This is a genomic window from Rhodococcus sp. NPDC056516, assembly GCF_042794655.1.
In the GTDB taxonomy this organism is placed as follows: Bacteria; Actinomycetota; Actinomycetes; order Mycobacteriales; family Mycobacteriaceae; genus Rhodococcus_F.
In genome coordinates this window covers 631331-651742 of sequence record NZ_JBHTTG010000004.1, presented here as the reverse complement: position 1 = coordinate 651742, position 20412 = coordinate 631331, and the positions used below count along the sequence as shown (strand labels likewise).

Genomic DNA, 20412 nt, shown 5'->3' with positions numbered 1-20412 from the left:
ACTCACCCTCGCAGGTGGGAGTCGGTGTCCGTGTCGCTCTGACCTGGACAAAGTTACGCGAAGATCAACACAACACCAAATCGCCAGGTCAGAGCGCTGCGGTCGGTAAACTTCACGGAACCCAGTACCTCTCGGCCAGTTCTTCGACGATCGGATCGCCTTCTTCGGCCTGTTCCAAGGCTTCGAGGTCGTCGTTGATCGAAACCAACCGGGGATCGTCACCCTCAGCTTCCTGAATCGGGTGCCGACCGTCCTCGGCGAGTTGCCGCAGCAGCTTCTCCTTGACGCGAGCTTTCAACGAATCAGCCATACCGCCAGCATGTTCCCCACCGGCTCAGTTGTCGAGACCTACTCGTCGTCCTTCTTGCCGAAGACACGTCGTGCCGTCGGAATCAGAATGATCAGCGCGCCGAGCAGAACGATGAGCGAAAAAACCTGCATTGCCATGTCGACCTCTTACCGTCACGCCGGCGCGAGCCAGCTCCCCCATGGGGTGTTTCGAACAACCGTAAATGCAACGAGAACTCCGAGCACCACGATCGTCACGGTCGGCCGAAGCACGATCATGCGATCCCGCGTGCCTTTCCAGCGGCGCACCGTCCAACCGATCCACGCGATCACCAATACCGCGACAAACGGCACGATCAAGATATTGCTGGACACTGCGGCACCAAGATCCAGATTAGTCAGGTCGTTGACCGCACGAAGGCCACCACACGCCGGGCACCACAATCCCGTCAACGCGTACATCGGACAAACGCCGTAACTACCCGCGCTGTGGGGATCGCGGAAATGGAGAACCGCGGCGGCTGTCACGGCCACGGCAGCGACACCGACGGGTGCGGCCAGCGCGCGTCGTCGACTTGCCACCGCTTCCAACTCCATGGCACCCACTGTAAGAGACCCCGGCAGCGACTAGCTCGCGCGAACGACTACCGATCGAACCACCATGTCGTGCCAGCACTGGTGCTTCGAGTCCCAGAGCGGCCAGAGATAGTTGAGGAAGCAGGCGCCACCCAGGATCGCCATCAAGATCCAACGAAGCAGCGCCACCACCGGTCCGAGAGGCACACCGTCGGACTCCCGAATCACAGAAATCCCCAGCCACTTCTTGCCGAGCGTCTGTCCGGTGTTCCCTTGTCTGAAGACGAGGTTCCACACCTCGATCAAGAAGATGGCCAGTATGCCGACGACCATGACGATCACGCCGACCGGATTACCGCCTTCAGCGCTCACGCTGCCGTCGTCGTATGTGGTCACTTCGGATCCGGAGAACGCGATCACCGCCCCGATGATCGCGAGGATGACGCCCGGAAGCGGAACGACAAAGCCGTCGAGGATTGACGCGAGAACACGAGAGATCCACGTTGCGTACGGATAGGCGGGCGTCGGTGACTGATAACCCTGCGGCGGCATGGGCGGCATCTGCCCGTACGGCGGCGGATTCTGCGGTGGTTGGCCCGATCCCCAGTTCTGATCCGACATCGAAGTCTCCCCTGCTCAGGCACGTGTTCGCCAGAATCAGGATAAACCGCACATACGTAAGAATTGGGGACAAACGACAAGAGCCCCACATCCGGATTCCGGGTGTGGGGCTCTTGGCCGAGCTGCCTGAGAGAATCGAACTCTCGACCTTTTCATTACGAGTGAAATGCTCTACCGACTGAGCTAAGGCAGCGTGCCTTTCGGCGGTGGCGAGTCTATCTGGTCAACCCCCGGATCGCGAAAACGGGGGTCTGAAAGCGGCTCCGATGGAGGCAACCATCGCGTCGAGCGCCCACTGCAACTTGACGTTGAAGTCGACAGCCTCACGGCATTCGAGCACGGCTTCGATGCACTTCAGCAACCCCTCCGGGGACGTTCGGGCAGCCAACTCGGCGGCCTGACGAGCCATGTCGGGATGGGTCGCCGTCGACGTCGACCCCAGTGAACAGGAAAGTGCGTCCCGGTACATGCCGGCCAGGTCGATCAGGGTCCGGTCGAGGAGATCGCGGCGGGCCCGCGTGTCACGCGATTTCTGACGCGCTTCGAGGTCTTTGATCAGACCAGCCGATCCGCGCAGAGTCCCGGCCGTTCCCTTGCCGGTACCACCGCCGCCCAGCGAGACCTTGAGCTCTTCGAGTTCCTGTTCCTTGAGTTCGGCGTAGAACGCCTTGGTGTCGGCCTCGATCGACTTCACCAGGTTCTCGGCGGCCTTGTAGGCCGTCGACGCACCGATCGCGTCGGCAGCTAGCCGCAACGAACGCTGACGCTCGTCCCGCGCACTCTCGTCGGTAGCAAGACGCCGAGCCCGACCGACATGTCCGCCGCTGATCGATGCCGCGATTCTCGCCCGCTCCGGATCCAGGCCGTCGCGGTCGATCAGCACCTGAGCGATCGATTCGACGGACGGCGTCACCAACGGCATGTGCCGGCACCGCGAGCGCAAGGTGACAGACATGTCTTCCGGATCGGTCGTCGGCGCACAGAGCAGGATGACCGTGCGGTCCGGTGGCTCCTCGACAACCTTCAGGAGTGCGTTGGCCGCGCCTTCGGTCAAACGATCAGCATCCTCGACCACGATGACCTGCCACCGCCCCGTCGTCGGCCGACGCGAAGCGATGTTGACTATCTCGCGCATGCCTTTGACGCTGATGCTCAGGCCGTCGGGGATGATCCGTCGTACGTCACCGTGGGTTCCACCCATCGTCGTCGTACACGCATGGCACTCACCGCACCCTGGTGCACCCTCGGAGGTGCATTGCAGGGCCGCGGCGAAGCAGAGAGCAGCAACCGAACGACCTGAGCCAGGTGGCCCGGTGAACAGCCACGCGTGAGTCATTTCCGAGCCGCTGGAATCGCCGCGAGCCGACAGTGCAGCATCACGCAGACTTTTCTCGACGTCGTGCTGACCCACCAGCCGACCGAACACACCTCGTTCGGCCACTTCAGTACTCATGCAAAAACCCTAACCGTCGCCACCGACGAAGCCCTACGAGTCCTTCTTCGCCGGAGCCTTCTTGGCAGCTGCCTTCTTTGCCGGAGCTTTTTTCGCGGCAGTCTTCTTGGCAGCGGCCTTCTTAGCCGGAGCCTTCTTGGCAGCCGCCTTCTTTTTGACCGGGCCACGCGCACGACGATCAGCCAGCAACTCCGACGCACGAGCATCGGAAATGGATTCGACGTCGTCGTCCTTGCGAAGGCTGGCGTTGGTCTCACCGTCGGTGACGTAGGGACCGAAACGGCCGTCCTTGATCACCATCGGCTTCTCGCTAACCGGATCGACACCCAACTCACGCAGCGGAGGCGTTGCCGACGCCTGACGCCCACGACGCTTCGGCTCGGCGTAGATCTTGAGTGCCTCGTCGAGCGTGACGGTGAACATCTGCTCTTCGTTGGCGAGCGAGCGTGAGTCCGTGCCCTTCTTCAGGTACGGACCGTAACGGCCGTTCTGCGCAGTGATCTCTTCCTTCGATTCGGGGTCGACACCCACGACGCGCGGAAGCGACAGCAGACGAAGCGCATCTTCCAACGTGATCGTCGCCAAGTCCATGGACTTGAGCAGCGATCCCGTCCGCGGCTTGGGGCCCGCGACCTTCTTGGCAGCCTTCTTCGCCGGCGCCTTCTTGGCCGCGGTCTTCTTCACCGCAGTCTTGGTACTGCCCGAGCTGATTTCTTCCGGCTCGGGAGCGGAGACGGGAACGATGTCCGGTTCCGGCTCGGCCGGCGGTTCGGGCAGGATCTCGGTCACGTAGGGACCGAAGCGGCCTTCCTTCGCGACGATCTCGTGGCCCGTCAGTGGGTCGACGCCCAGCTTGCGGCCCTCTTGAGGCGTCGAGAACAGCTTCTCGGCGTACTCGGGGGTGAGCTCGTCCGGCGGCAGGTCATCGGGAAGATTGGCCCGCTGCGAGATCAGATCGCCTTCGGGATCGTCCGGATTCTGAACCATGCGCTCGAGGTACGGGCCGAACCGGCCGACACGCACGTGAACCTCGCGGCCCTCGGCGTCGTCGAAGAGACGGATGGAGTTGACCTCGCGGGCGTCGATCTCCTCGAGGTTGACGCCGACCATCTTCTTCAGCCCACCCTCGCGGGCGACCGAACCTTCTGCGCCTGTCTCGCCGCCGAAGTAGAAGCTGCTCAGCCAGTTGCCGCGCTGCTCACGGCCGCCGGCGATCGCGTCGAGATCGTCTTCCATTCCTGCCGTGAAATCGAAGTCGACCAGTCGGCCGAAGTGCACCTCGAGCAGTCCGATGACGGCAAACGCCACCCAGGACGGCACCAGTGCGCTGCCACGTTTGTAGACGTATCCGCGATCGAGAATGGTCTTGATGATCGACGAGTAGGTCGAAGGACGGCCGATGCCGAGTTCTTCGAGCGTCTTGATCAGGCTGGCTTCTGTGTAGCGGGCGGGCGGGTTGGTGCTGTGCCCGTCGGGATCGAGCTTGGTTGCCGTGACTTCCTGACCCTTGACCAGTACCGGAAGCCTGGATTCGGCGTCGTCGGACTGACCGCCGGCCTCTTCGTCGACACTTTCGACGTAAGCCTTGAGGAAGCCGGCGAACACGATGGTGCGACCTGAAGCGGAGAACGTGCAGTCCTCGCCGGTGCCTGCCGTGCCGGAGATGCGAAGCGTGAGCGTCGTACCGCGGGCGTCGGCCATCTGCGAGGCGACGGTGCGCTGCCAGATGAGTTCGTACAGCTTGAACTCGTCGGAGTCGAGCTTGGAGTGCAACTGACCCGGGGTCTGGAACACGTCACCAGCGGGGCGGATCGCCTCGTGAGCTTCCTGCGCGTTCTTGACCTTGCGGGTGTACTGGCGCGGGGTCGGATGAACGTATTCAGGACCGTACAACTCGGTGGCCTGCGCTCGAGCGGCAGCGATCGCCGACTCCGAGAGCGTCGTCGAGTCGGTACGCATGTAAGTGATGTAGCCGTTTTCGTACAGCCGCTGCGCGATACGCATGGCGCGCTCGGACGTGAAACGAAGCTTGCGTCCGGCTTCCTGCTGAAGCGTCGACGTCATGAACGGCGGGTACGGCTTGCGGGTGTACGGCTTGTCCTCGGCGGACGACACCGTGAGGTCGACGCCCTGCAACGCTTCTGCGAGACGACGCGCATAGGCCTCGTCGAGCACGGTGACCGCGCTGCCCTTGAGCTTTCCGTCTGCTCCGAAATCGCGGCCGGAAGCGACACGCGAACCGTCGACGGAGACGAGGCGCGCGCCGAAACTGCGCGGACTGGCCTCTGCACCGGCGTCGAGCGTCGCGGAAATGTCCCAGTACGACGCCGACTTGAACGCCATGCGCTCGCGTTCGCGCTGGACGATGACGCGAGTGGCCACCGACTGGACGCGGCCGGCCGAGAGCTTCGGCATGACCTTCTTCCAGAGAACCGGGCTGACCTCGTAACCGTAGAGACGGTCGAGGATGCGGCGGGTTTCCTGAGCATCGACGAGGTCGGTGTCGAGTTCGCGGGTGTCTTCGGCGGCAGCACGGATTGCCGGCTCGGTGATCTCGTGGAAGACCATTCGACGAACCGGAATCTTGGGCTTGAGAGTCTCGAGGAGATGCCAGGCGATTGCCTCGCCCTCGCGGTCGGGGTCAGTTGCGAGGAAGAGCTCGTCGGCGTCCTTCAACAGAGACTTGAGTTCGGCGACCTTGCCCTTCTTTTCCGGGCTCACGACATAGAGCGGCTCGAAGTCGTGATCGACGTTGACGCCGAGACGGGCCCAGGACTCGCCCTTGTACTTGGCCGGAACGTCTGCTGCGCCGCGCGGCAGGTCGCGAATGTGACCGACCGATGCCTCTACGACGTAGTCCTTACCGAGGTAGGGAGCGATTTTGCGCGCCTTGGTCGGTGACTCGACGATCACGAGGCGACGAGGGTTACCGGACGCTCCCTGACCGCTGCCGTTGTCCGCTTTAGCCACCTGCTGCCCGAGCCTTCCTTTGGACGTTCACTGCCGTCGGCAGTTCTTCAGAACTAGACGTGTGGAGCAAGTTATACCCCGTGTCTCTCTTTACAGAGTGACATACCCGCAAGACATTCGTGCAGATCAGTACAGTATGGGCTCCGTCGGACACGCGGCATCGACACCGTCGGACATGCGGCATCGGTACCGTCAGACGTGCGGCCAGGCGACCGAAGTGTCGACGTGTTTCGGCGCCTCACCGAGGTATTCGACGAGCTTTGTCAGTCTCTTCTTTCCCGACACGCGGAGTCCCGGACCCGGTGTCCGGTTACCCAGTTGAGTCGGCGCGATACCTACTCGCATCAAAGCCTGGGCGAGCGGAGCATGAGTTTCCTTGGCATGGGGGTCGAGGCCGAACACGAATCGTTCACCGCCTTCTTCGAGACGGCCGGCGGCGACGGCCCAGACTCGGAGTTGGCGAGAATTAGGAACCCACCCGACCGGCACCGCCTTCACTGCACCCTTGGTCCACTGCACGGACAGAGGAAGCAGTGCGGGCGTCGACTGAGTACGCACGAGTGGACTGCCCTCGTCACTGCGCGTCACCTCGGCCCCGAGTCCACACTGCGCGATCAACTCGGCCACGGCCTGCGCTCTCCAGTCCCGATCCACGACGATCGAGATCCGGGCTCGATCCTCCGAGGTCACGACCTGACCCGGTCCGGCCAGCATTCCGGCAAGGTCCGTCACGGCAGGTGGAATCGACTCGGCAGAGAAAAAGGACAGTTGGCTCACAGAGTGAAACGTAAGCCACGAAGGTAGTGACGGCATAGACGACCGGCCGTGGTCGAACAGCTGCGTGTATTCACTCCGGATGGAGAAGACTCTTGCTTGCACCGAAAAGATTTGTCCCCCACCGCACAGATGCGATGGGGGACAAATACTGTCCGAACTATTCGCTCAGCAAGTGAGCGGAAAAATCAGACCGCGCGAACGCCGGTAGCCTGGGGACCCTTGGTGCCCTGGCCGACCTCGAACTCCACACGCTGGTTCTCCTCGAGGGTACGGAAGCCGTTGCCCTGAATTTCGGAGTAGTGAACGAAGACGTCTGCGGAACCGTCTTCGGGAGCGATGAAGCCGAAGCCCTTTTCAGCGTTGAACCACTTCACAGTGCCCTGTGCCATGCTTTTCCTTCTCTTTCTAACACCGGATTCGGTGAACAGCCCTTACAGTCCACCGGGCCGGTTCCGACCGCTGTACGTCTTTATTTCCCCCTCAGGAAAGGCAGAGCACCGCGCCCGCAACAACGATCCTGCGAGCGTGCACTTTCTCAAGCCTACGAACACAGAAGCTGCGACCGATTGTCAGTCAACCATGTTCTCCGCGTGCACAACAGTCGAAAACGGAACTAAAAACGTTAAAAGTTCGCTACGAGAAAAACAGCCCGCGACCGTGGTTTCCCGCGTGCGCGCCGACCACCCGGTTTCACCAAGACCGTTGACGGTTGCGTATCATCAAAACTGCAGGTAGCGACAGTTTCCGATTGCCGCCACGCCCCTACGCCGAGCCCGGAGAGTCACGTGAACGCACCTTCCCCGATCCCCGCCCCGGGAGGGAAGCCTGGCGAGACCTACGGGCAGATGCTGCTCGATCGCGTCGTCGCCGGGGTCAGTGGAAGCGAAAAACCACTGATGTTCACCGCGCAGCTACCGGCTCGCGTAGCCGAGTTCACCGAATGGCCGGAGTGGGTGCACCCCAGCGTCGTACGCGCGCTCGCCGAACACAGCGTTCGGTCCCCGTGGATCCACCAGAGCGAGGCTGCCGGCCTCGCATACGACGGAAAACACGTGGTCGTGGCCACCGGTACCGCGTCGGGTAAGTCTCTGGCATACCAACTCCCGGTGCTGACGGCCATGGCAACCGACCCGCTCGCAACAGCCCTCTACCTCTCGCCCACCAAAGCGCTGGGCTCCGATCAACTGCGAGCGGTGCTGTCCCTCACCGACTTCGACGTGGAACTTCGCAGCACCAACGCCAGTGCGTACGACGGCGACACCTCGCAAGAACTCCGCACCTGGGCGCGCGAGAACTCACGCTGGCTCTTCACCAACCCCGACATGATCCACATTTCACTGCTCCGGACCCATCAACGATGGGCGCACTTCTTCCGCAACCTGAAATACGTGATCATCGACGAATGCCACTCCTACAGGGGAGTCTTCGGATCGAACGTCGCGCTCGTGATCCGGCGACTGCGAAGGATTGCGGCCCGTTACGGCGCCGAACCCACCTTCATCCTGGCCAGCGCAACCACCGCAGATCCCGGCGCGGCAGCCTCGCGGCTGATCGGCGCCCACTGCACCGAGGTCACGGAAGACGGATCGCCGCACGGCCCACGTACCGTCGCGCTGTGGGAACCGCCGCTGCTCGAAGCATTGACCGGCGAAAACGGTAGCCCGGTACGACGTCCCGCGGGTGCGGAAGCTGCGCGGATCATGGCCGACCTCATGATCGAGGGCGCCCGCACTCTCACCTTCGTTCGCTCCCGCCGCGGCGCCGAGCTGACCGCGATGGCCACCAAACGTCTACTCGCCGAGGTGGACCCGGACCTCGCCGAGCGAGTCGCGTCGTATCGCGCCGGATATCTGGCCGAGGACCGACGCGAACTGGAAGCTGCACTCGCCGACGGCACACTGCTGGGCGCAGCCACCACCAACGCACTGGAACTCGGCGTCGACATCGCCGGCCTCGACGCCGTTGTCGTGGCAGGCTTCCCGGGCACCGTCGCGTCGTTCTGGCAGCAGGCCGGTCGCTCCGGGCGACGCGGTGAGGGTTCACTCGTCGTGTTGATCGCCCGCGACGATCCACTCGACACCTACCTCGTTCATCATCCGTCGGCGGTACTGGACAAACCTGTCGAGGCGACGGTGACAGATCCCGGAAATCCGTACGTTCTAGGACCACAACTTCTCTGCGCTGCAATGGAACTCCCACTTTCCGACGCCGAGGTGGACGCATTCGGGGCTCTCGAAGTTCTGACCAGACTGTCGGAGGAAGGCAAGATCCGGCGCCGAAAGCACGGATGGTTCGTCACCGCTGATTCGAACCCCCACGGCTCTTTGGACATTCGCGGCGGCATCGGAACGCAGGTGGCCATTGTCGACGGTGAATCCGGCCGAATGCTCGGCACTGTCGACGCGGGCCGCGCTCCGGCCACAGTTCATCCCGGCGCCGTCCACATCCATCAAGGCGAGACCTACGTCGTCGACGAACTGGACCTCGACGTCGGACTCGCACTGGTTCACACCGAGAATCCTGACTGGACTACCTCGGCTCGCGAAACCACCGAAATCACGATCACCGAACAACTCGAGCACAAGAACTACGGCGACATCGCCGTCGCTCTCGTCCAGGTCGAGGTGACACATCAAGTCGTCGGGTACCTACGACGGTTGACTTCGGGTGAAGTCCTCGACTCGATCGAACTCGACATGCCCGCACACACTTTGCCCACCAGGGCAGTGATGTACACGGTCACGCCCGAACTCCTCGAATCCATCGGGGTGCCGCCCGAACGGTTCCCCGGATCACTGCATGCCGCCGAACATGCAGCGATCGGACTTCTGCCGCTGGTGGCGATCTGCGACCGCGGAGACATCGGCGGAGTATCGACTGCGATGCACGCGGACACCGGACTCCCGACGGTCTTCGTCTACGACGGTCACGCCGGCGGCGCCGGGTTCGCCGACCGGGGGCACAGCGAACTGTCACGGTGGCTCACCGCGACGCGCGACGCCATACTCTCCTGCGAGTGCACTCACGGATGCCCGTCCTGCGTCTATTCACCCAAGTGCGGCAACGGAAACGACCCACTCGACAAGGACGGCGCGGTGAAGGTTCTGACCGCCGTCATCGACACGATCAGCTGACCGGACCCGCACGAGCGTAGGCCTGCGCATCACCGATCCCGAAGCCCGACAACAACACCGGTGCGCGTATCTCGACGACTACATCCCACCCCTGGACATCGCACCCCTCGAGCACCGTACGCATCCGCTCCGCGATCACCGCGGACATTTCACACGCCGCCTCGTCACCGCCGTCCAAGGCGCCCGCACCGCCGAGGGCCGAAAGATCAGCCGCCGACTGCGCCGTGTGCCGGGCCACCACCGCGGACCCGACATGCAGTATCCCGCCGGTCACCATCACGATCGCTGCCAGAACGCAGCATGCCAGAACCGTGGCAACACCTTCGTCGTCACGTAGGTTCACCCCTCTTCCACCCCCGGTTCCACTGCTGCCACCGCCTCGGAAGAGATGTCGACCAACGGCAGCAGCGTACTTTCGGCGCTGACAACGGCAACGGCAAAGCCGTCCACGATCTCCACCGAGATCGACGCATCTTGGGGTGCGATCCGGCGGGCCGTGGTGATCGCAGACTCACGATCACCACGTGCCACCAGACGTGCGGCCTCACGAGCGGCGTCGACACACCGAACCTGCATCGACACCGCGAGGACTCCGCCGATACACAGCACGACCACCGTGACGATCGAAGCCAGAGCAATCGCGGCCTCGACCGTCACGGCGCCGTCGTCGGCTTGCCGAATACCTCTCGTGGACAACATCACACAGCTGTCTTGAGCGCCTTGTCGATGATGCCTGTCAGCGCGGAGACAATGGAGTCGCCGGTGACAACCGTGTACAGGACGGCACCGAATGCGGCGGCCGCAATCGTGCCGATCGCATACTCCGCAGTCGACATACCGTCGTCCTCCGTTACCAACAGCGCAAATCTAGCCGACACCGACCTCAACGTCTTCGAAATCATTTCTCCCCCTTCAATCGAAACCTGTGGCAGTACTTCTGCCGCAGGAGCTTTCACTCGGATCCGGCTCACAGCAGGCCGTTACCGAGCACAGTCGCGGCAAGCCCGATCACCACCGGGACGATGCCCAAGGCGATGAACGCCGGCAGGAAACACAGCCCGAGTGGACCGCTGATCAGCACTCCCGCGCGTTCGGCTGCGGCAGCCGCCCGATCCTCCGCCTCACCGCGACTACGCTCGGCGAGTTCGGTCATGGACGAGGACAACGACGAACCCGAACGCGCCGAACGCCGGGCCATCCTGGCCAGGGCTTCGGTATCCGGATCGAGAGCGGCCTCGCTCCACGCGGCGTCGGGATCAGCACCGAGCGCAAGAAGGTCGGCGACGCGACGAAGCGAATCTGCCATCGGTTTCGGCGCGGTCGACGCCATCGCTGTGATCGCGGCGGAGACGGGAAGCCCCGCTCGTAGGCAGGCCCCGAGAAGGTCGAGACTTGCGGCAACTGCGAGTGGATCCGGCTTGTCCGGGACTGAAACCGAATTTTCTGTTGTTGTGTCCGCGAAGAGAATTTCTGCCGCCCTGGCCGAAGCACCGCGCCGAGCGGGAATGATCGCGAGCGCCAACGCCATCATCGCCACGGATGCCCAACTCACGACGTGACCTTCGCGGTTATCCGGTCGGTCCAGAGCAGACCAGCTGAGACACAAGCGGTTCCGATCACCAGGAGCACGCCGCCGAGCCCACCTCCGAACAGCACGCGCAGCGGCGAAGCACCCATCAATTGCCCGAGACCGATCCCCAACAGCGGGAGAAAGGCCAAGACCGCAGCGGTCGCCCGCGCGCCCGCCAACCCGGCCTCGGTGCGTTGACGAAAGCGTCTACGTCCCAACATGTCCGTCCGGACGGCGCCGAGTAGTTCCGCCAGAGCCAGCCCGTGTTGGTCTGCGACCCGCCAGACGGATCCGACGCGGGAGAACTCACGCTCGATGCCGGAATCCGGTACCACGAAGGCCGCTGCGGCAGAACCGCCGAGACGCGCCCTCGCCCCAGCGGACCGGAACACCGCGCTCACTTCGCCGGTACATTCCTCGCCTGCAACAGAACTGGCCGCTGCAGGATGTGCGCCGACGCTCAACTCTGCGATCAGCACCTCCAAACCGGCGAGCAGCATCTTCTGTGAGAGGTCTCGGTTTTCGGCCGCCTTCGCGCGTCGGCCACGAAAGATCAGGGTCCCGGCGAGGACGACCGCCGCGCACCCGGCCGGAAGACCTCCGAGAACCCACGCGGCCGAGATCGCGAGAAATGCGGCGACGAACTCCCATGGAATCTGCCGGGAGGGCTTGTGGATACTCGGGTTGTACGTTGCGAGCCGAGCTCGTGAATCCCTCACCGGCGCAATCGAGACCGCCAACGCGAACATCAAGAGCGAGACTGTCACGTCCCGACCTCCCGATTGCGAAGCCGGAACATCCGCTCGACCTGCTCACGACCCGAACCGCCGTCCGGCCACGCCTGCGTGATTCGCACGTATCCGTCCGCACCGCGGTCGATGACACCGATCTGTTCGAGACGTCTCGATCCGTCGGCCAACCTGTGCACGTGCAGGATCACTTGAACCGCCGCGGCAAGTTGACTGTGCAGCGCGTGGCGATCCATACCGCCGAGTGCAGCCAACGCCTCGAGCCTGGCCGGCACCTCTTCGGGCGAATTGGCGTGGACGGTGCCGGCCCCGCCGTCGTGGCCGGTGTTCATCGCCGTGAGCAGATCCGTCACCTCTGCGCCGCGAACCTCACCGACGACGATGCGATCGGGACGCATCCGCAGAGCCTGCCGAACCAGGTCACGCACTGTCACCTCTCCGACGCCCTCCACGTTGGGAGCTCTGGCCACGAGGCGGACGACGTGCGGATGCGGCGGCGCGAGTTCGGCCGCGTCCTCGACGCAGACGATTCGCTCGCGCGGGTCGACGGCACCGAGCATCGCGGACAACAACGTAGTCTTTCCCGCGCTGGTTCCGCCGATCACAAGGAAAGCCAAGCGAGAAGAGATGATGCGATTCAGGAGTTCGCGCGCATCCGGTTCCACGGCGCCGTGAGCGCACAGCGCGTCGAGGCCCTGTGTCGCCGGCCGCAGCACTCGCAGTGACACGCAGGTTCCGCCCTGGGCAACCGGTGCCAGTACGGCGTGCAGCCGCACCCCGAAGTGCCCGTCGCCGACGCCCCGCAGGCGCCCGTCGACCCACGGTTGGGCGTCGTCAAGGCGTCGACCTGCCGACAGCGCCAACCGTTGCGCCAGTCGACGCACAGCTGCCTCGTCGGTGAACCGCACCGCTGACCTTTCGAGGCCGACCCCGCGGTCCACCCAGACCTGATCCGGCGCGGTCACCAGTACGTCGGCGACACCGGGTTCGTGAAGCAGGGGTTCGAGCGGCCCGGCGCCCGTCAGTTCCGTCTGGAGCACCCTGACGACCTCCAACAGGTCGGTGTCCGCCAGAACGCCGGAGGACTCGGCTCGTACGGCATCGGCAACGGTGGCTGCCGTCGGTTCGGCGACCGACGACGCCGTCAGTCGCTCGCGAACGCGGTCGAGCAGTTCGGCCGTGACCAACGCACTCATGCTGCAGCCCTGCGCGGGCGTGCGCCGGATTCGACGGCGTCGAGTACCGCTGTTGCCGCCAGACTCAACGGACAACCGCGGGTCAATTCGAGGCCACCGCGCTCGAGCATCGGCGCCAGCGAACGGTGGCCACGCATGACGGCTGTCAGGGGCAGGCCGAGCATGTCCGCCACATCGGCGCCGCGTAGCCCTCCCGGCGCCGGCCCACGCACGACGAGTCCGACGTTGGAGTTGTGTCGCATCACCCAGGCCCCGACCTTCTCGGCAGCGACACACGCGGCCACGGTGGCAGGAACCACGACGAGGACAAAATCCGAGATCTCCAGGACAGCCTGGCCGACTTCGCTGGGGTGACGCGGCAGGTCGCAGACCACGAGTCCACCGGATCTGCGACCTGCGTCCAGCACAGCACGAACAGCGGTGACCGTCGGACCGTCGATCTCACGCCGACTGCTCGCCAGAACCCTCAAGAACTTTCCCTTTGCCGGCAACGCATCACGCAGCGCGTCCGGCGCCAACCGTCCGCCCTCGACGGTCAGTGCACCCCAGCGCAATCCGGGGGCCGTCTCGATACCCAACAGGACGTCGGCGCCGGAACCGAGTGCGTCGACGTCCACCAGCAGCGTCGGGACGTGACGCGCCGCCGACGTCAACGCGACGGCCGCCGCTGTTGCCGAAGCTCCGCCGCCGCCACAACCACCCACCACACTCACGACGGTGCCGTCACCCCCTACGTCGACGTGGTCGGCCAGAACTGCGACCAACGCGTTCTCCTCTTCGGGCAGAGACAGGACGCTGTCGGCTCCGATCGCTGTGGCGCTCTTCCAATCGTCGACGGTCGGTGTGCCGTCGCATACGAGGAACACTCGCGTTCGCTTGGGGGAACGAGCCAGCGCATCTCGCGCAGCCGACGCGTCCAATACGATCGCCGAAGCGCGGTTCCACTGTTGCCGGGACACGGGATGCTCGGCCTCGTCCACACGGCGGTCCACCGCGGCAGCGACGCGTCGCACGCTCGCGAGGACCTTCGCGTCGTCGACGAGAACCAGAATGCAAGCGCCGGTTTCCCGAGAATTGATCGTCGTGTTCATGACTGCAGAGCCTGAACGACAACGGGCACCGGAAACAGTGCGGTGAACGACCCTGTGGACAACTACGAAGTTGTGGAGAAACGGGCCGCAGACAGAGGACGACCCCCGCCAATGGGGGGAGGAGGCGGGGGCCGTCTGAGTTCAGCCCCGGGGGGTCGGGCTGAACTAGTTCGAACGAATCGAACAGCAACGATCTTACACCCGACATCGGCGAGAAACGCAAGCCTGAGCTGCACTGAACTGCTGTTTTTCGCCGAAAGAGGATGCTTGCCGAGGAGCACACGAACTGCCTGTCGGACTATCCTCATTCCTGTGACCGACAAGCCTGCGAACGGACTGAATACCGGGCGGACAGCCGCTTTCTTCGATTTGGACAAAACGATCATCGCGAAGTCGAGCACCCTGGCGTTCAGCAAGCCATTCTTCGCCCAGGGTCTGATCAATCGACGCTCGGTTCTCAAGAGCAGCTATGCACAATTCCTGTTCCTACTGTCCGGCGCCGATCACGATCAGATGGAGCGCATGCGCGAGCACCTGACGGCGATGTGTGCGGGTTGGGACGTGGAGCAGGTGAAGGCCATCGTCGCGGAGACTCTGCACGACATCGTCGACCCACTCGTCTTCGCCGAGGCGGCCGATCTGATCGCAGATCACAAGCTGCGCGGACACGACGTCATCGTGGTGTCGGCTTCGGGTGAGGAGATCGTCGCACCGATCGCCCGCGCCCTCGGCGCCACCCATTCCGTCGCGACGTCGATGAGGGAAGAAGACGGCCACTACACCGGCGAGGTCGACTTCTACTGCTACGGTCCGGGCAAGGTCGAGGCGATGGAAAAACTTGCCGCGGAGTACGGCTACGACCTCGCCGCCAGTTACGCCTACTCCGACTCGGTGACCGATTTGCCCATGCTCGCGGCGGTCGGACATCCCACCGCGGTCAACCCCGATCGTGCATTGCGCAAGGAAGCAGCCGTAAACGGTTGGCCCATACTGACTTTCTCGAATCCGGTCTCACTTCGTGCGCGATTGTCGGCCCAATCCACGACGACGGTGGCCACTACTGCCGCGGTGGGAATCGCAGCTGTGGTGGCCGGTGCCATGACCTTCGGGCTACTACGCCGGAAACGCTGAAATCCAAGGCCCACAAACAAAAATTGGTACTTGCTGTGAGCCCGGACACAGGGTACAAAGGAGTTACGGAAGAACGGAAGGCCAGGAACGGTTCGGAAGAGAAGGACCGTTTCCCCAACTGAAATTCCTAGCACGGGCACTAGGGCACCCACGCGGAGCACAAGCCACTATAAGGGCAGAAGCGTTGTGGGCCTGCGAGATTCGTTCAATTTGAGCGAGGACCCCGCACAGGTTGCGGGGACGACCTCGGAAAGTGCGATCCCTCGCCGAGGCCACCCACACAACCCACCGAGCACGCTTGGTAACGAGTAGTCCGTGCTGACGGGCGGCGAAGTCGATTTATCGGCAGCGCCGCCCGTTCGTTATGTTCCGACAGGGGCAATTGTCCGGACTACCCGGTAGCTGCGTCTGCAATCGAAGTCGCTTCTCGCGCACCGGCTTCGAGCGCACCGCAGCACAGGATCACCCAGCTGCCGACGCCCGCCGGATTTCCCGAAGCGAATCCCGCCGCGCCGTCCGTGTACGCCTGCGGCCGCCGAAGCCAACTGACCTCGGGGACCCCGAGATTGTGCGGATCCAACCCCGACGAGACCGCAACCAGACGCGAGGCCGCGCGGGCGACGATGCCGTCAGCCGTGCCGAACGGGCTCAGCGCCAAGAGTTCTCCGTGTACGACGGCTGCCAGAACCGGTGCCGGTGCAGTGGTTCCGCCGGTGACGAGTTGGGCGAGAGCGTCCAAGCGCTCCCCCACGCCGCGGTCCGACCGTGGCCGTCCCAGTTGATCCGCGTCCTCGACGAGGTCTGCCGCGGCCAACAGGTGCAGCCGGGCCAAAGCCTGCAGTGGGGCGCGTTTCCACGTCGACTCCATGAGCGGAAGGCTGTCTCCGTCCAGAGCCTGAGCCACTCGCAGAGCACCCGCGAGAATCGGATCACCGGCCATGCCCTCGGCCGGCAATTCGGTGGTGCCGCCGGCCAGCGAAGCGGAGGCTCGCGCAGCGCGAACCGCGGCTTCGGCGGCAGTGGTGGGCCAACCGCGACGGTTGGTCTTGTGCCGATGAACCTCACCCAGAGCGTCGCGCGCATGATCGGCGGCGGCGCGTACGCCTGGAAGATCGACGAGGGGCTGCAAGGGGTCCGTCACGATCAACGACGGTACCCTTGCAGCCCCTCTGCGGACTTGCCTACCTACCTGTTGCGTCAGCTTCCCAGCTTGATGGAGCCACCGGGAATCGCGTCGAGCAACTTGCGTGTGTAGTCCTGCTGCGGATTGCCGAACACGTCGTCGATCGGCGCCGATTCGACGATCGAGCCACGCGACATCACCAACACGTTGTCCGCGATCTGACGAACCACGGCCAGGTCGTGCGTGATGAAGAGGTACGTCAACCCGAACTCTGCCTGCAGGTCATTCAGCAGGGTCAAGATCTGATCCTGAACGAGCACGTCGAGAGCGGAGACCGCCTCGTCGCAGATGACGACCTCCGGCTGCAGAGCCAGCGCGCGCGCAATTGCGACACGCTGACGCTGTCCGCCGGAGAGCTCGTTCGGGAAGCGTCGCATGACCGACTGGGGCAGACCGACCTTGTCGAGAAGTTCGCGAACGCGAGCCTCACGTTCGGCTTTGGTCCCGACCTTGTGGGTACGCAGCGGCTCCTCGATCGTGCGGTAGATCGAGTACATCGGGTCGAGCGTGCCGTAGGGGTTCTGGAAGATCGGCTGGACTCGGCGACGGAACGCAAAGGTTTCCTTCGCGCCGAGTTTCGCCACGTCCTGACCGTCGAAGACCACGTTTCCTGCCGTGGGCTCGAGCAGGCCGAGGACCATCTGCGCGACCGTCGACTTACCGGAACCCGATTCACCGACGATCGCCGTTGTGGTTCCGCGGCGGACCTTGAAGGACACGTCGTTCACGGCTGTGAAGTCGGTGGTCTTGCGGAAACCCTTGCGCAGCTTGAACACCTTGGTCAGATGATCGACGACAAGAACGTCGTCGGTCGCCTTGCCGAAGGACTCTGTTGTACTTTCCTCGGCCTTGACCGCTTCCGCGACCTCTTCCGCCTGTTCCCGAATCTCGGCGCGCGCTACCGAAGAGCTGAGTCGCTTCGACGCCAACGACGGCGCAGCAGCGACCAGCTTCTGTGTGTACGGATGCTGCGGGCGCTTCAGAATCTCCAGTGCCGGACCGGATTCGACGATGCGCCCCTTGCTCATCACGATCAGGTGCTCGGCGCGCTCGGCGGCCAATCCCAGATCGTGGGTGATGAGCAGAACTGCGGTGCCGAGTTCCGTAGTCAGACCGTCGAGGTGGTCGAGGATCTGACGTTGGACGGTGACGTCGAGCGCCGACGTCGGCTCGTCCGCGATCAGGAGCTTCGGACGGGCGGACAACCCGATCGCAATGAGTGCGCGCTGACGCATACCGCCCGAGAACTCGTGCGGGTACTGTCCCAACCTGCTCTCGGCTTCGGCGAGGCCGGCCTCCTCGAGCAATTCGGCGGCCCGAACCTTGGCCGCTTTGCCCTTGGCGATCCCGTTGGCGGCCAGTGCTTCCTCGATCTGGAAGCCCACTTTCCACACCGGATTCAGATTCGACATCGGGTCCTGCGGAACCAACCCGATCTGGCTGCCCCGGATGTGGACGAAGTCCTTCTCCGAAAGCTTCGAGATGTCCTTGCCGTCGAAGATGATCTCGCCTGCCGTCACCTTGCCGGTGCCGGGAAGCAGATTGATGATCGAGTGGGCGGTGGTGGACTTACCCGAGCCCGATTCGCCGACGATGGCGACCGTCTGACCCGGATAGACCGTCAGGCTGACGCCTCGAACTGCCGGAACGGGACCCGAATTAGACTGGAACGACACCTCGAGATCACGAATCTCGAGCAACGGAGTTTCCTCCGAGGTGAGAGTTTCCTTGGTGGTCATCGTGCTCACCGCTTCCGAGACTTGGGATCGAGGGCGTCGCGCAGCGCGTCACCCATCATGATGAATCCGAGGACGGTGATCGCCAAAGCCGTTGCCGGGTAGAACAGAATGGTCGATCCTTGACGCAGCGTCACCTGAGCGTTGCTGATGTCGCCGCCCCACGAAACCTCGGTGGACGGAAGACCGATACCGAGGAAGGACAACGTCGCCTCGGCAACGATGTACGTACCGAGCGAGATGGTGGCGACAACGATGATGGGCGCCAACGAGTTCGGGATGACGTGGCGGATCAGTGTCTTGAGCTTCGAGACACCCAACGCTTCCGAAGCCATGACGTAATCGTTGTTCTTCGCCGAGATCACCGCGCCACGGGCAATTCGTGCCATCTGCGGCCAACCGAAGAGTGCCAGGACGCCGACGACGGTCCAGATGGTGCGATCGGTGAACAGCTGCATCAGAACGATGGCAGCGAGGATCAGCGGGATACCGAAGAAGATGTCGGCGACGCGGGAGAGAATCGAATCGGTCCAGCCGCCGTAGAACCCGGAAAGCGCGCCGAAGATCACTCCGATCACCAGCACCGACGCAGTGACGCCGACGCCCACGAGTACGGACGCGCGAGCACCGTAGATGGTGCGCGAGTAGACGTCACAACCCTGGCGGTCGAACCCGAACCAGTGGCCGGAGGTCGGTCCCTGCATGCTGTAGGTGAGGTCGCAGAATCGCGGATCGGTACTCGTGAACAAGCCCGGAAACGCTGCGATGACGATGACCGCGAGGATGATGATCGTCGAGATGATGAACAGGGGACGCTTGCGCAGATCGCGCCACGCGTCGGTCCACATGCTCGTCGGCGCCTGGTCGAGTTTGACGGCGTCCGTCTCCCCCGGTGCCGCAACTTCGGGCGGTGCCACGAAATGACTTTGCCGGACGGCGCGTCCGGTCTTCACGGTCTCAGACATAGCGGATCCTCGGATCGAGCGCGGCGTACAAGAGGTCGACGAGCAGATTTGCGATCAGGTAGATCACGATGAGAATGGTGACGAACGAAACCACCGTCGGCGCTTCACCTCTGGTGACAGCCTGGTAGATCGTGCCGCCGACGCCGTTGATGTTGAAGATGCCCTCGGTGACGATGGCGCCGCCCATCAACGTTGCGAGGTCGGCACCCAGGAACGTGGCCACGGGGATCAGCGAGTTGCGCAACACGTGCACGCGCACCACTCGTCCGCGGGAGAGTCCCTTGGCGGTGGCGGTGCGCACGTAGTCGGCACTCAAGTTCTCCGCCACGGACGTTCGGGTCAGTCGCAGTACGTAAGCGAACGAGACCGAACCCAGAACCAGGGCGGGGAGCAGGAGATTCTTGAAGCTGGTGTTGCCACCGACCGTCGGCGGGACGATGCCCCATTTGACGCCGATGAAGAACTGAGCCAGGAAGCCGATCACGAAGATCGGGATGGCGATGAGAACGAGGCTGAACAGCAGGACGGTGCTGTCGAAGAATCCGCCCTTACGCAGGCCGGCGATGAGGCCGAAGCCGACACCGAAGACCGTCTCGACGATCAGTGCCATGAAGGCAAGTTTCATCGTGATCGGAAATGCCTGTGCCAGAACTTCACTGACAGGTCGTCCGGAGAACGACGTGCCGAAGTCCAGCGTGAAGATGCCCTTCAGGTACAGCAGGTACTGCTGATAGAAGGGGAGATCGAGGTGGTAGCGCTCCCGAAGCTGTGCTGCCACAGCCGGACTGAGCGCCTTGTCGCCCGCCAACGCGGCAATCGGATCACCGGGAAGCAGGAAGACCATGGCGTAGATCAGAAGAGTGGCCCCGAGAAAAACCGGGATCATTTGAAGCACTCGGCGACCGATGTACCAGAGCATCGGATCACCTCCTTGTCGATGATCGTGTACGTCAGCGGACAGTCCGGTGTGAA

At 63.6% G+C, this 20412-nt stretch carries 20 protein-coding genes and 1 tRNA gene; 2 read left to right on the top strand and 19 right to left on the bottom strand.

Features of this window, described 5'->3' with window-relative positions; all coding sequences use genetic code 11:
* Positions 1-112: 112 nt before the first annotated feature.
* The 8 genes from ACFQ6Y_RS15920 to ACFQ6Y_RS15885 all read right to left on the bottom strand — a co-directional run bounded on the left by ACFQ6Y_RS15920 (position 113) and on the right by ACFQ6Y_RS15885 (position 7074).
* Entirely contained in the window at positions 113-310 is a 198-nt protein-coding gene (locus ACFQ6Y_RS15920) for a hypothetical protein (RefSeq protein WP_003946112.1), read from the bottom strand.
* Between the two features lie 152 nt (positions 311-462).
* The gene (locus tag ACFQ6Y_RS15915; protein ID WP_378537140.1) at positions 463-885 is read right to left on the bottom strand and encodes a DUF2752 domain-containing protein; all 423 of its coding nucleotides are present in this window, start codon (positions 883-885) and stop codon (positions 463-465) included.
* Positions 886-915: 30 nt separating this feature from the next.
* Complete coding sequence (locus ACFQ6Y_RS15910) at positions 916-1485, bottom strand: RDD family protein (protein ID WP_378540415.1); 570 nt, start codon at positions 1483-1485, stop codon at positions 916-918.
* Between the two features lie 120 nt (positions 1486-1605).
* Positions 1606-1678 (bottom strand) — tRNA-Thr (locus ACFQ6Y_RS15905).
* Positions 1679-1708: 30 nt separating this feature from the next.
* Positions 1709-2938, bottom strand: a complete 1230-nt coding sequence (locus ACFQ6Y_RS15900; protein WP_378445759.1) for a DNA polymerase III subunit delta' — start codon at positions 2936-2938, stop codon at positions 1709-1711.
* A 33-nt stretch (positions 2939-2971) separates the two neighbouring features.
* Positions 2972-5908 (bottom strand): type I DNA topoisomerase, encoded by a 2937-nt coding sequence (gene topA, locus ACFQ6Y_RS15895; RefSeq protein WP_378634308.1) that lies wholly within the window; start codon positions 5906-5908, stop codon positions 2972-2974.
* Between the two features lie 192 nt (positions 5909-6100).
* On the bottom strand, positions 6101-6685 hold the full coding sequence (locus ACFQ6Y_RS15890; protein ID WP_317553427.1) for a hypothetical protein: 585 nt from the start codon (positions 6683-6685) through the stop codon (positions 6101-6103).
* Between the two features lie 185 nt (positions 6686-6870).
* Positions 6871-7074 (bottom strand): cold-shock protein, encoded by a 204-nt coding sequence (locus tag ACFQ6Y_RS15885; RefSeq protein ID WP_003946117.1) that lies wholly within the window; start codon positions 7072-7074, stop codon positions 6871-6873.
* Between the two features lie 456 nt (positions 7075-7530).
* Between ACFQ6Y_RS15885 and ACFQ6Y_RS15880 the strand changes: the two genes are divergently transcribed.
* Positions 7531-9819 (top strand): DEAD/DEAH box helicase, encoded by a 2289-nt coding sequence (locus tag ACFQ6Y_RS15880; RefSeq protein WP_378634375.1) that lies wholly within the window; start codon positions 7531-7533, stop codon positions 9817-9819.
* Here ACFQ6Y_RS15880 and ACFQ6Y_RS15875 read toward each other — a convergent pair.
* The 7 genes from ACFQ6Y_RS15875 to ssd form a co-directional block, all read right to left on the bottom strand.
* On the bottom strand, positions 9812-10162 hold the full coding sequence (locus tag ACFQ6Y_RS15875) for an Rv3654c family TadE-like protein (protein WP_378634304.1): 351 nt from the start codon (positions 10160-10162) through the stop codon (positions 9812-9814). The two genes, ACFQ6Y_RS15880 and ACFQ6Y_RS15875, sit on opposite strands and share 8 nt — an antisense overlap.
* Positions 10159-10518 carry a TadE family type IV pilus minor pilin gene (locus ACFQ6Y_RS15870; RefSeq protein WP_378634299.1) on the bottom strand — a complete coding sequence of 120 codons (360 nt, stop codon included), beginning with the start codon at positions 10516-10518 and terminating at the stop codon, positions 10159-10161. Before ACFQ6Y_RS15870 ends, ACFQ6Y_RS15875 begins: the two co-directional genes overlap by 4 nt.
* The gene (locus tag ACFQ6Y_RS15865; protein ID WP_378540425.1) at positions 10518-10721 is read right to left on the bottom strand and encodes a DUF4244 domain-containing protein; all 204 of its coding nucleotides are present in this window, start codon (positions 10719-10721) and stop codon (positions 10518-10520) included. Before ACFQ6Y_RS15865 ends, ACFQ6Y_RS15870 begins: the two co-directional genes overlap by 1 nt.
* 65 nt (positions 10722-10786) lie before the next feature.
* Entirely contained in the window at positions 10787-11371 is a 585-nt protein-coding gene (locus ACFQ6Y_RS15860) for a type II secretion system F family protein (protein ID WP_378634295.1), read from the bottom strand.
* Positions 11368-12156 (bottom strand): type II secretion system F family protein, encoded by a 789-nt coding sequence (locus ACFQ6Y_RS15855; RefSeq protein WP_378634291.1) that lies wholly within the window; start codon positions 12154-12156, stop codon positions 11368-11370. Before ACFQ6Y_RS15855 ends, ACFQ6Y_RS15860 begins: the two co-directional genes overlap by 4 nt.
* On the bottom strand, positions 12153-13334 hold the full coding sequence (locus tag ACFQ6Y_RS15850; RefSeq protein ID WP_378634286.1) for a TadA family conjugal transfer-associated ATPase: 1182 nt from the start codon (positions 13332-13334) through the stop codon (positions 12153-12155). The genes ACFQ6Y_RS15855 and ACFQ6Y_RS15850 overlap by 4 nt, the downstream gene beginning before the upstream one ends.
* On the bottom strand, positions 13331-14425 hold the full coding sequence (ssd, locus tag ACFQ6Y_RS15845) for a septum site-determining protein Ssd (RefSeq protein WP_378540433.1): 1095 nt from the start codon (positions 14423-14425) through the stop codon (positions 13331-13333). Before ssd ends, ACFQ6Y_RS15850 begins: the two co-directional genes overlap by 4 nt.
* Positions 14426-14737: 312 nt before the next feature.
* On the opposite strand from ssd, the gene ACFQ6Y_RS15840 reads away from it, so the two are divergent.
* Positions 14738-15556, top strand: a complete 819-nt coding sequence (locus tag ACFQ6Y_RS15840; protein WP_378540435.1) for an HAD-IB family hydrolase — start codon at positions 14738-14740, stop codon at positions 15554-15556.
* A 391-nt stretch (positions 15557-15947) separates the two neighbouring features.
* Here ACFQ6Y_RS15840 and ACFQ6Y_RS15835 read toward each other — a convergent pair whose 3' ends face one another.
* Genes ACFQ6Y_RS15835 through ACFQ6Y_RS15820 form a run of 4 tightly spaced genes read right to left on the bottom strand, consistent with a single transcriptional unit; the run spans position 15948 to position 20359 of the window.
* The gene (locus ACFQ6Y_RS15835; RefSeq protein WP_378537110.1) at positions 15948-16697 is read right to left on the bottom strand and encodes an oxidoreductase; all 750 of its coding nucleotides are present in this window, start codon (positions 16695-16697) and stop codon (positions 15948-15950) included.
* 56 nt (positions 16698-16753) lie between these two features.
* Positions 16754-18478 (bottom strand): dipeptide ABC transporter ATP-binding protein, encoded by a 1725-nt coding sequence (locus ACFQ6Y_RS15830; RefSeq protein WP_378634282.1) that lies wholly within the window; start codon positions 18476-18478, stop codon positions 16754-16756.
* Positions 18479-18483: 5 nt separating this feature from the next.
* Positions 18484-19440, bottom strand: a complete 957-nt coding sequence (locus ACFQ6Y_RS15825) for an ABC transporter permease (protein ID WP_003946092.1) — start codon at positions 19438-19440, stop codon at positions 18484-18486.
* Positions 19433-20359, bottom strand: coding sequence for an ABC transporter permease (locus ACFQ6Y_RS15820; RefSeq protein ID WP_378634278.1), 927 nt, complete (start codon positions 20357-20359; stop codon positions 19433-19435). The genes ACFQ6Y_RS15825 and ACFQ6Y_RS15820 overlap by 8 nt, the downstream gene beginning before the upstream one ends.
* Positions 20360-20412: the final 53 nt, after the last annotated feature.

Coding starts and splice junctions, on each gene's coding strand:
- ACFQ6Y_RS15825 (WP_003946092.1), bottom strand. CDS start 19,440: ATGTCTGAGACCGTGAAGACCGGACGCGCCGTCCGGCAAAGTCATTTC.
- ACFQ6Y_RS15900 (WP_378445759.1), bottom strand. CDS start 2,938: ATGAGTACTGAAGTGGCCGAACGAGGTGTGTTCGGTCGGCTGGTGGGT.
- ACFQ6Y_RS15885 (WP_003946117.1), bottom strand. CDS start 7,074: ATGGCACAGGGCACTGTGAAGTGGTTCAACGCTGAAAAGGGCTTCGGC.
- ACFQ6Y_RS15915 (WP_378537140.1), bottom strand. CDS start 885: ATGGAGTTGGAAGCGGTGGCAAGTCGACGACGCGCGCTGGCCGCACCC.
- ACFQ6Y_RS15880 (WP_378634375.1), top strand. CDS start 7,531: ATGCTGCTCGATCGCGTCGTCGCCGGGGTCAGTGGAAGCGAAAAACCA.
- ACFQ6Y_RS15920 (WP_003946112.1), bottom strand. CDS start 310: ATGGCTGATTCGTTGAAAGCTCGCGTCAAGGAGAAGCTGCTGCGGCAA.
- ACFQ6Y_RS15865 (WP_378540425.1), bottom strand. CDS start 10,721: ATGATTTCGAAGACGTTGAGGTCGGTGTCGGCTAGATTTGCGCTGTTG.
- ACFQ6Y_RS15910 (WP_378540415.1), bottom strand. CDS start 1,485: ATGTCGGATCAGAACTGGGGATCGGGCCAACCACCGCAGAATCCGCCG.
- ACFQ6Y_RS15830 (WP_378634282.1), bottom strand. CDS start 18,478: ATGACCACCAAGGAAACTCTCACCTCGGAGGAAACTCCGTTGCTCGAG.
- ACFQ6Y_RS15850 (WP_378634286.1), bottom strand. CDS start 13,334: ATGAGTGCGTTGGTCACGGCCGAACTGCTCGACCGCGTTCGCGAGCGA.
- ACFQ6Y_RS15820 (WP_378634278.1), bottom strand. CDS start 20,359: ATGCTCTGGTACATCGGTCGCCGAGTGCTTCAAATGATCCCGGTTTTT.
- ssd (WP_378540433.1), bottom strand. CDS start 14,425: ATGAACACGACGATCAATTCTCGGGAAACCGGCGCTTGCATTCTGGTT.
- ACFQ6Y_RS15870 (WP_378634299.1), bottom strand. CDS start 10,518: ATGTTGTCCACGAGAGGTATTCGGCAAGCCGACGACGGCGCCGTGACG.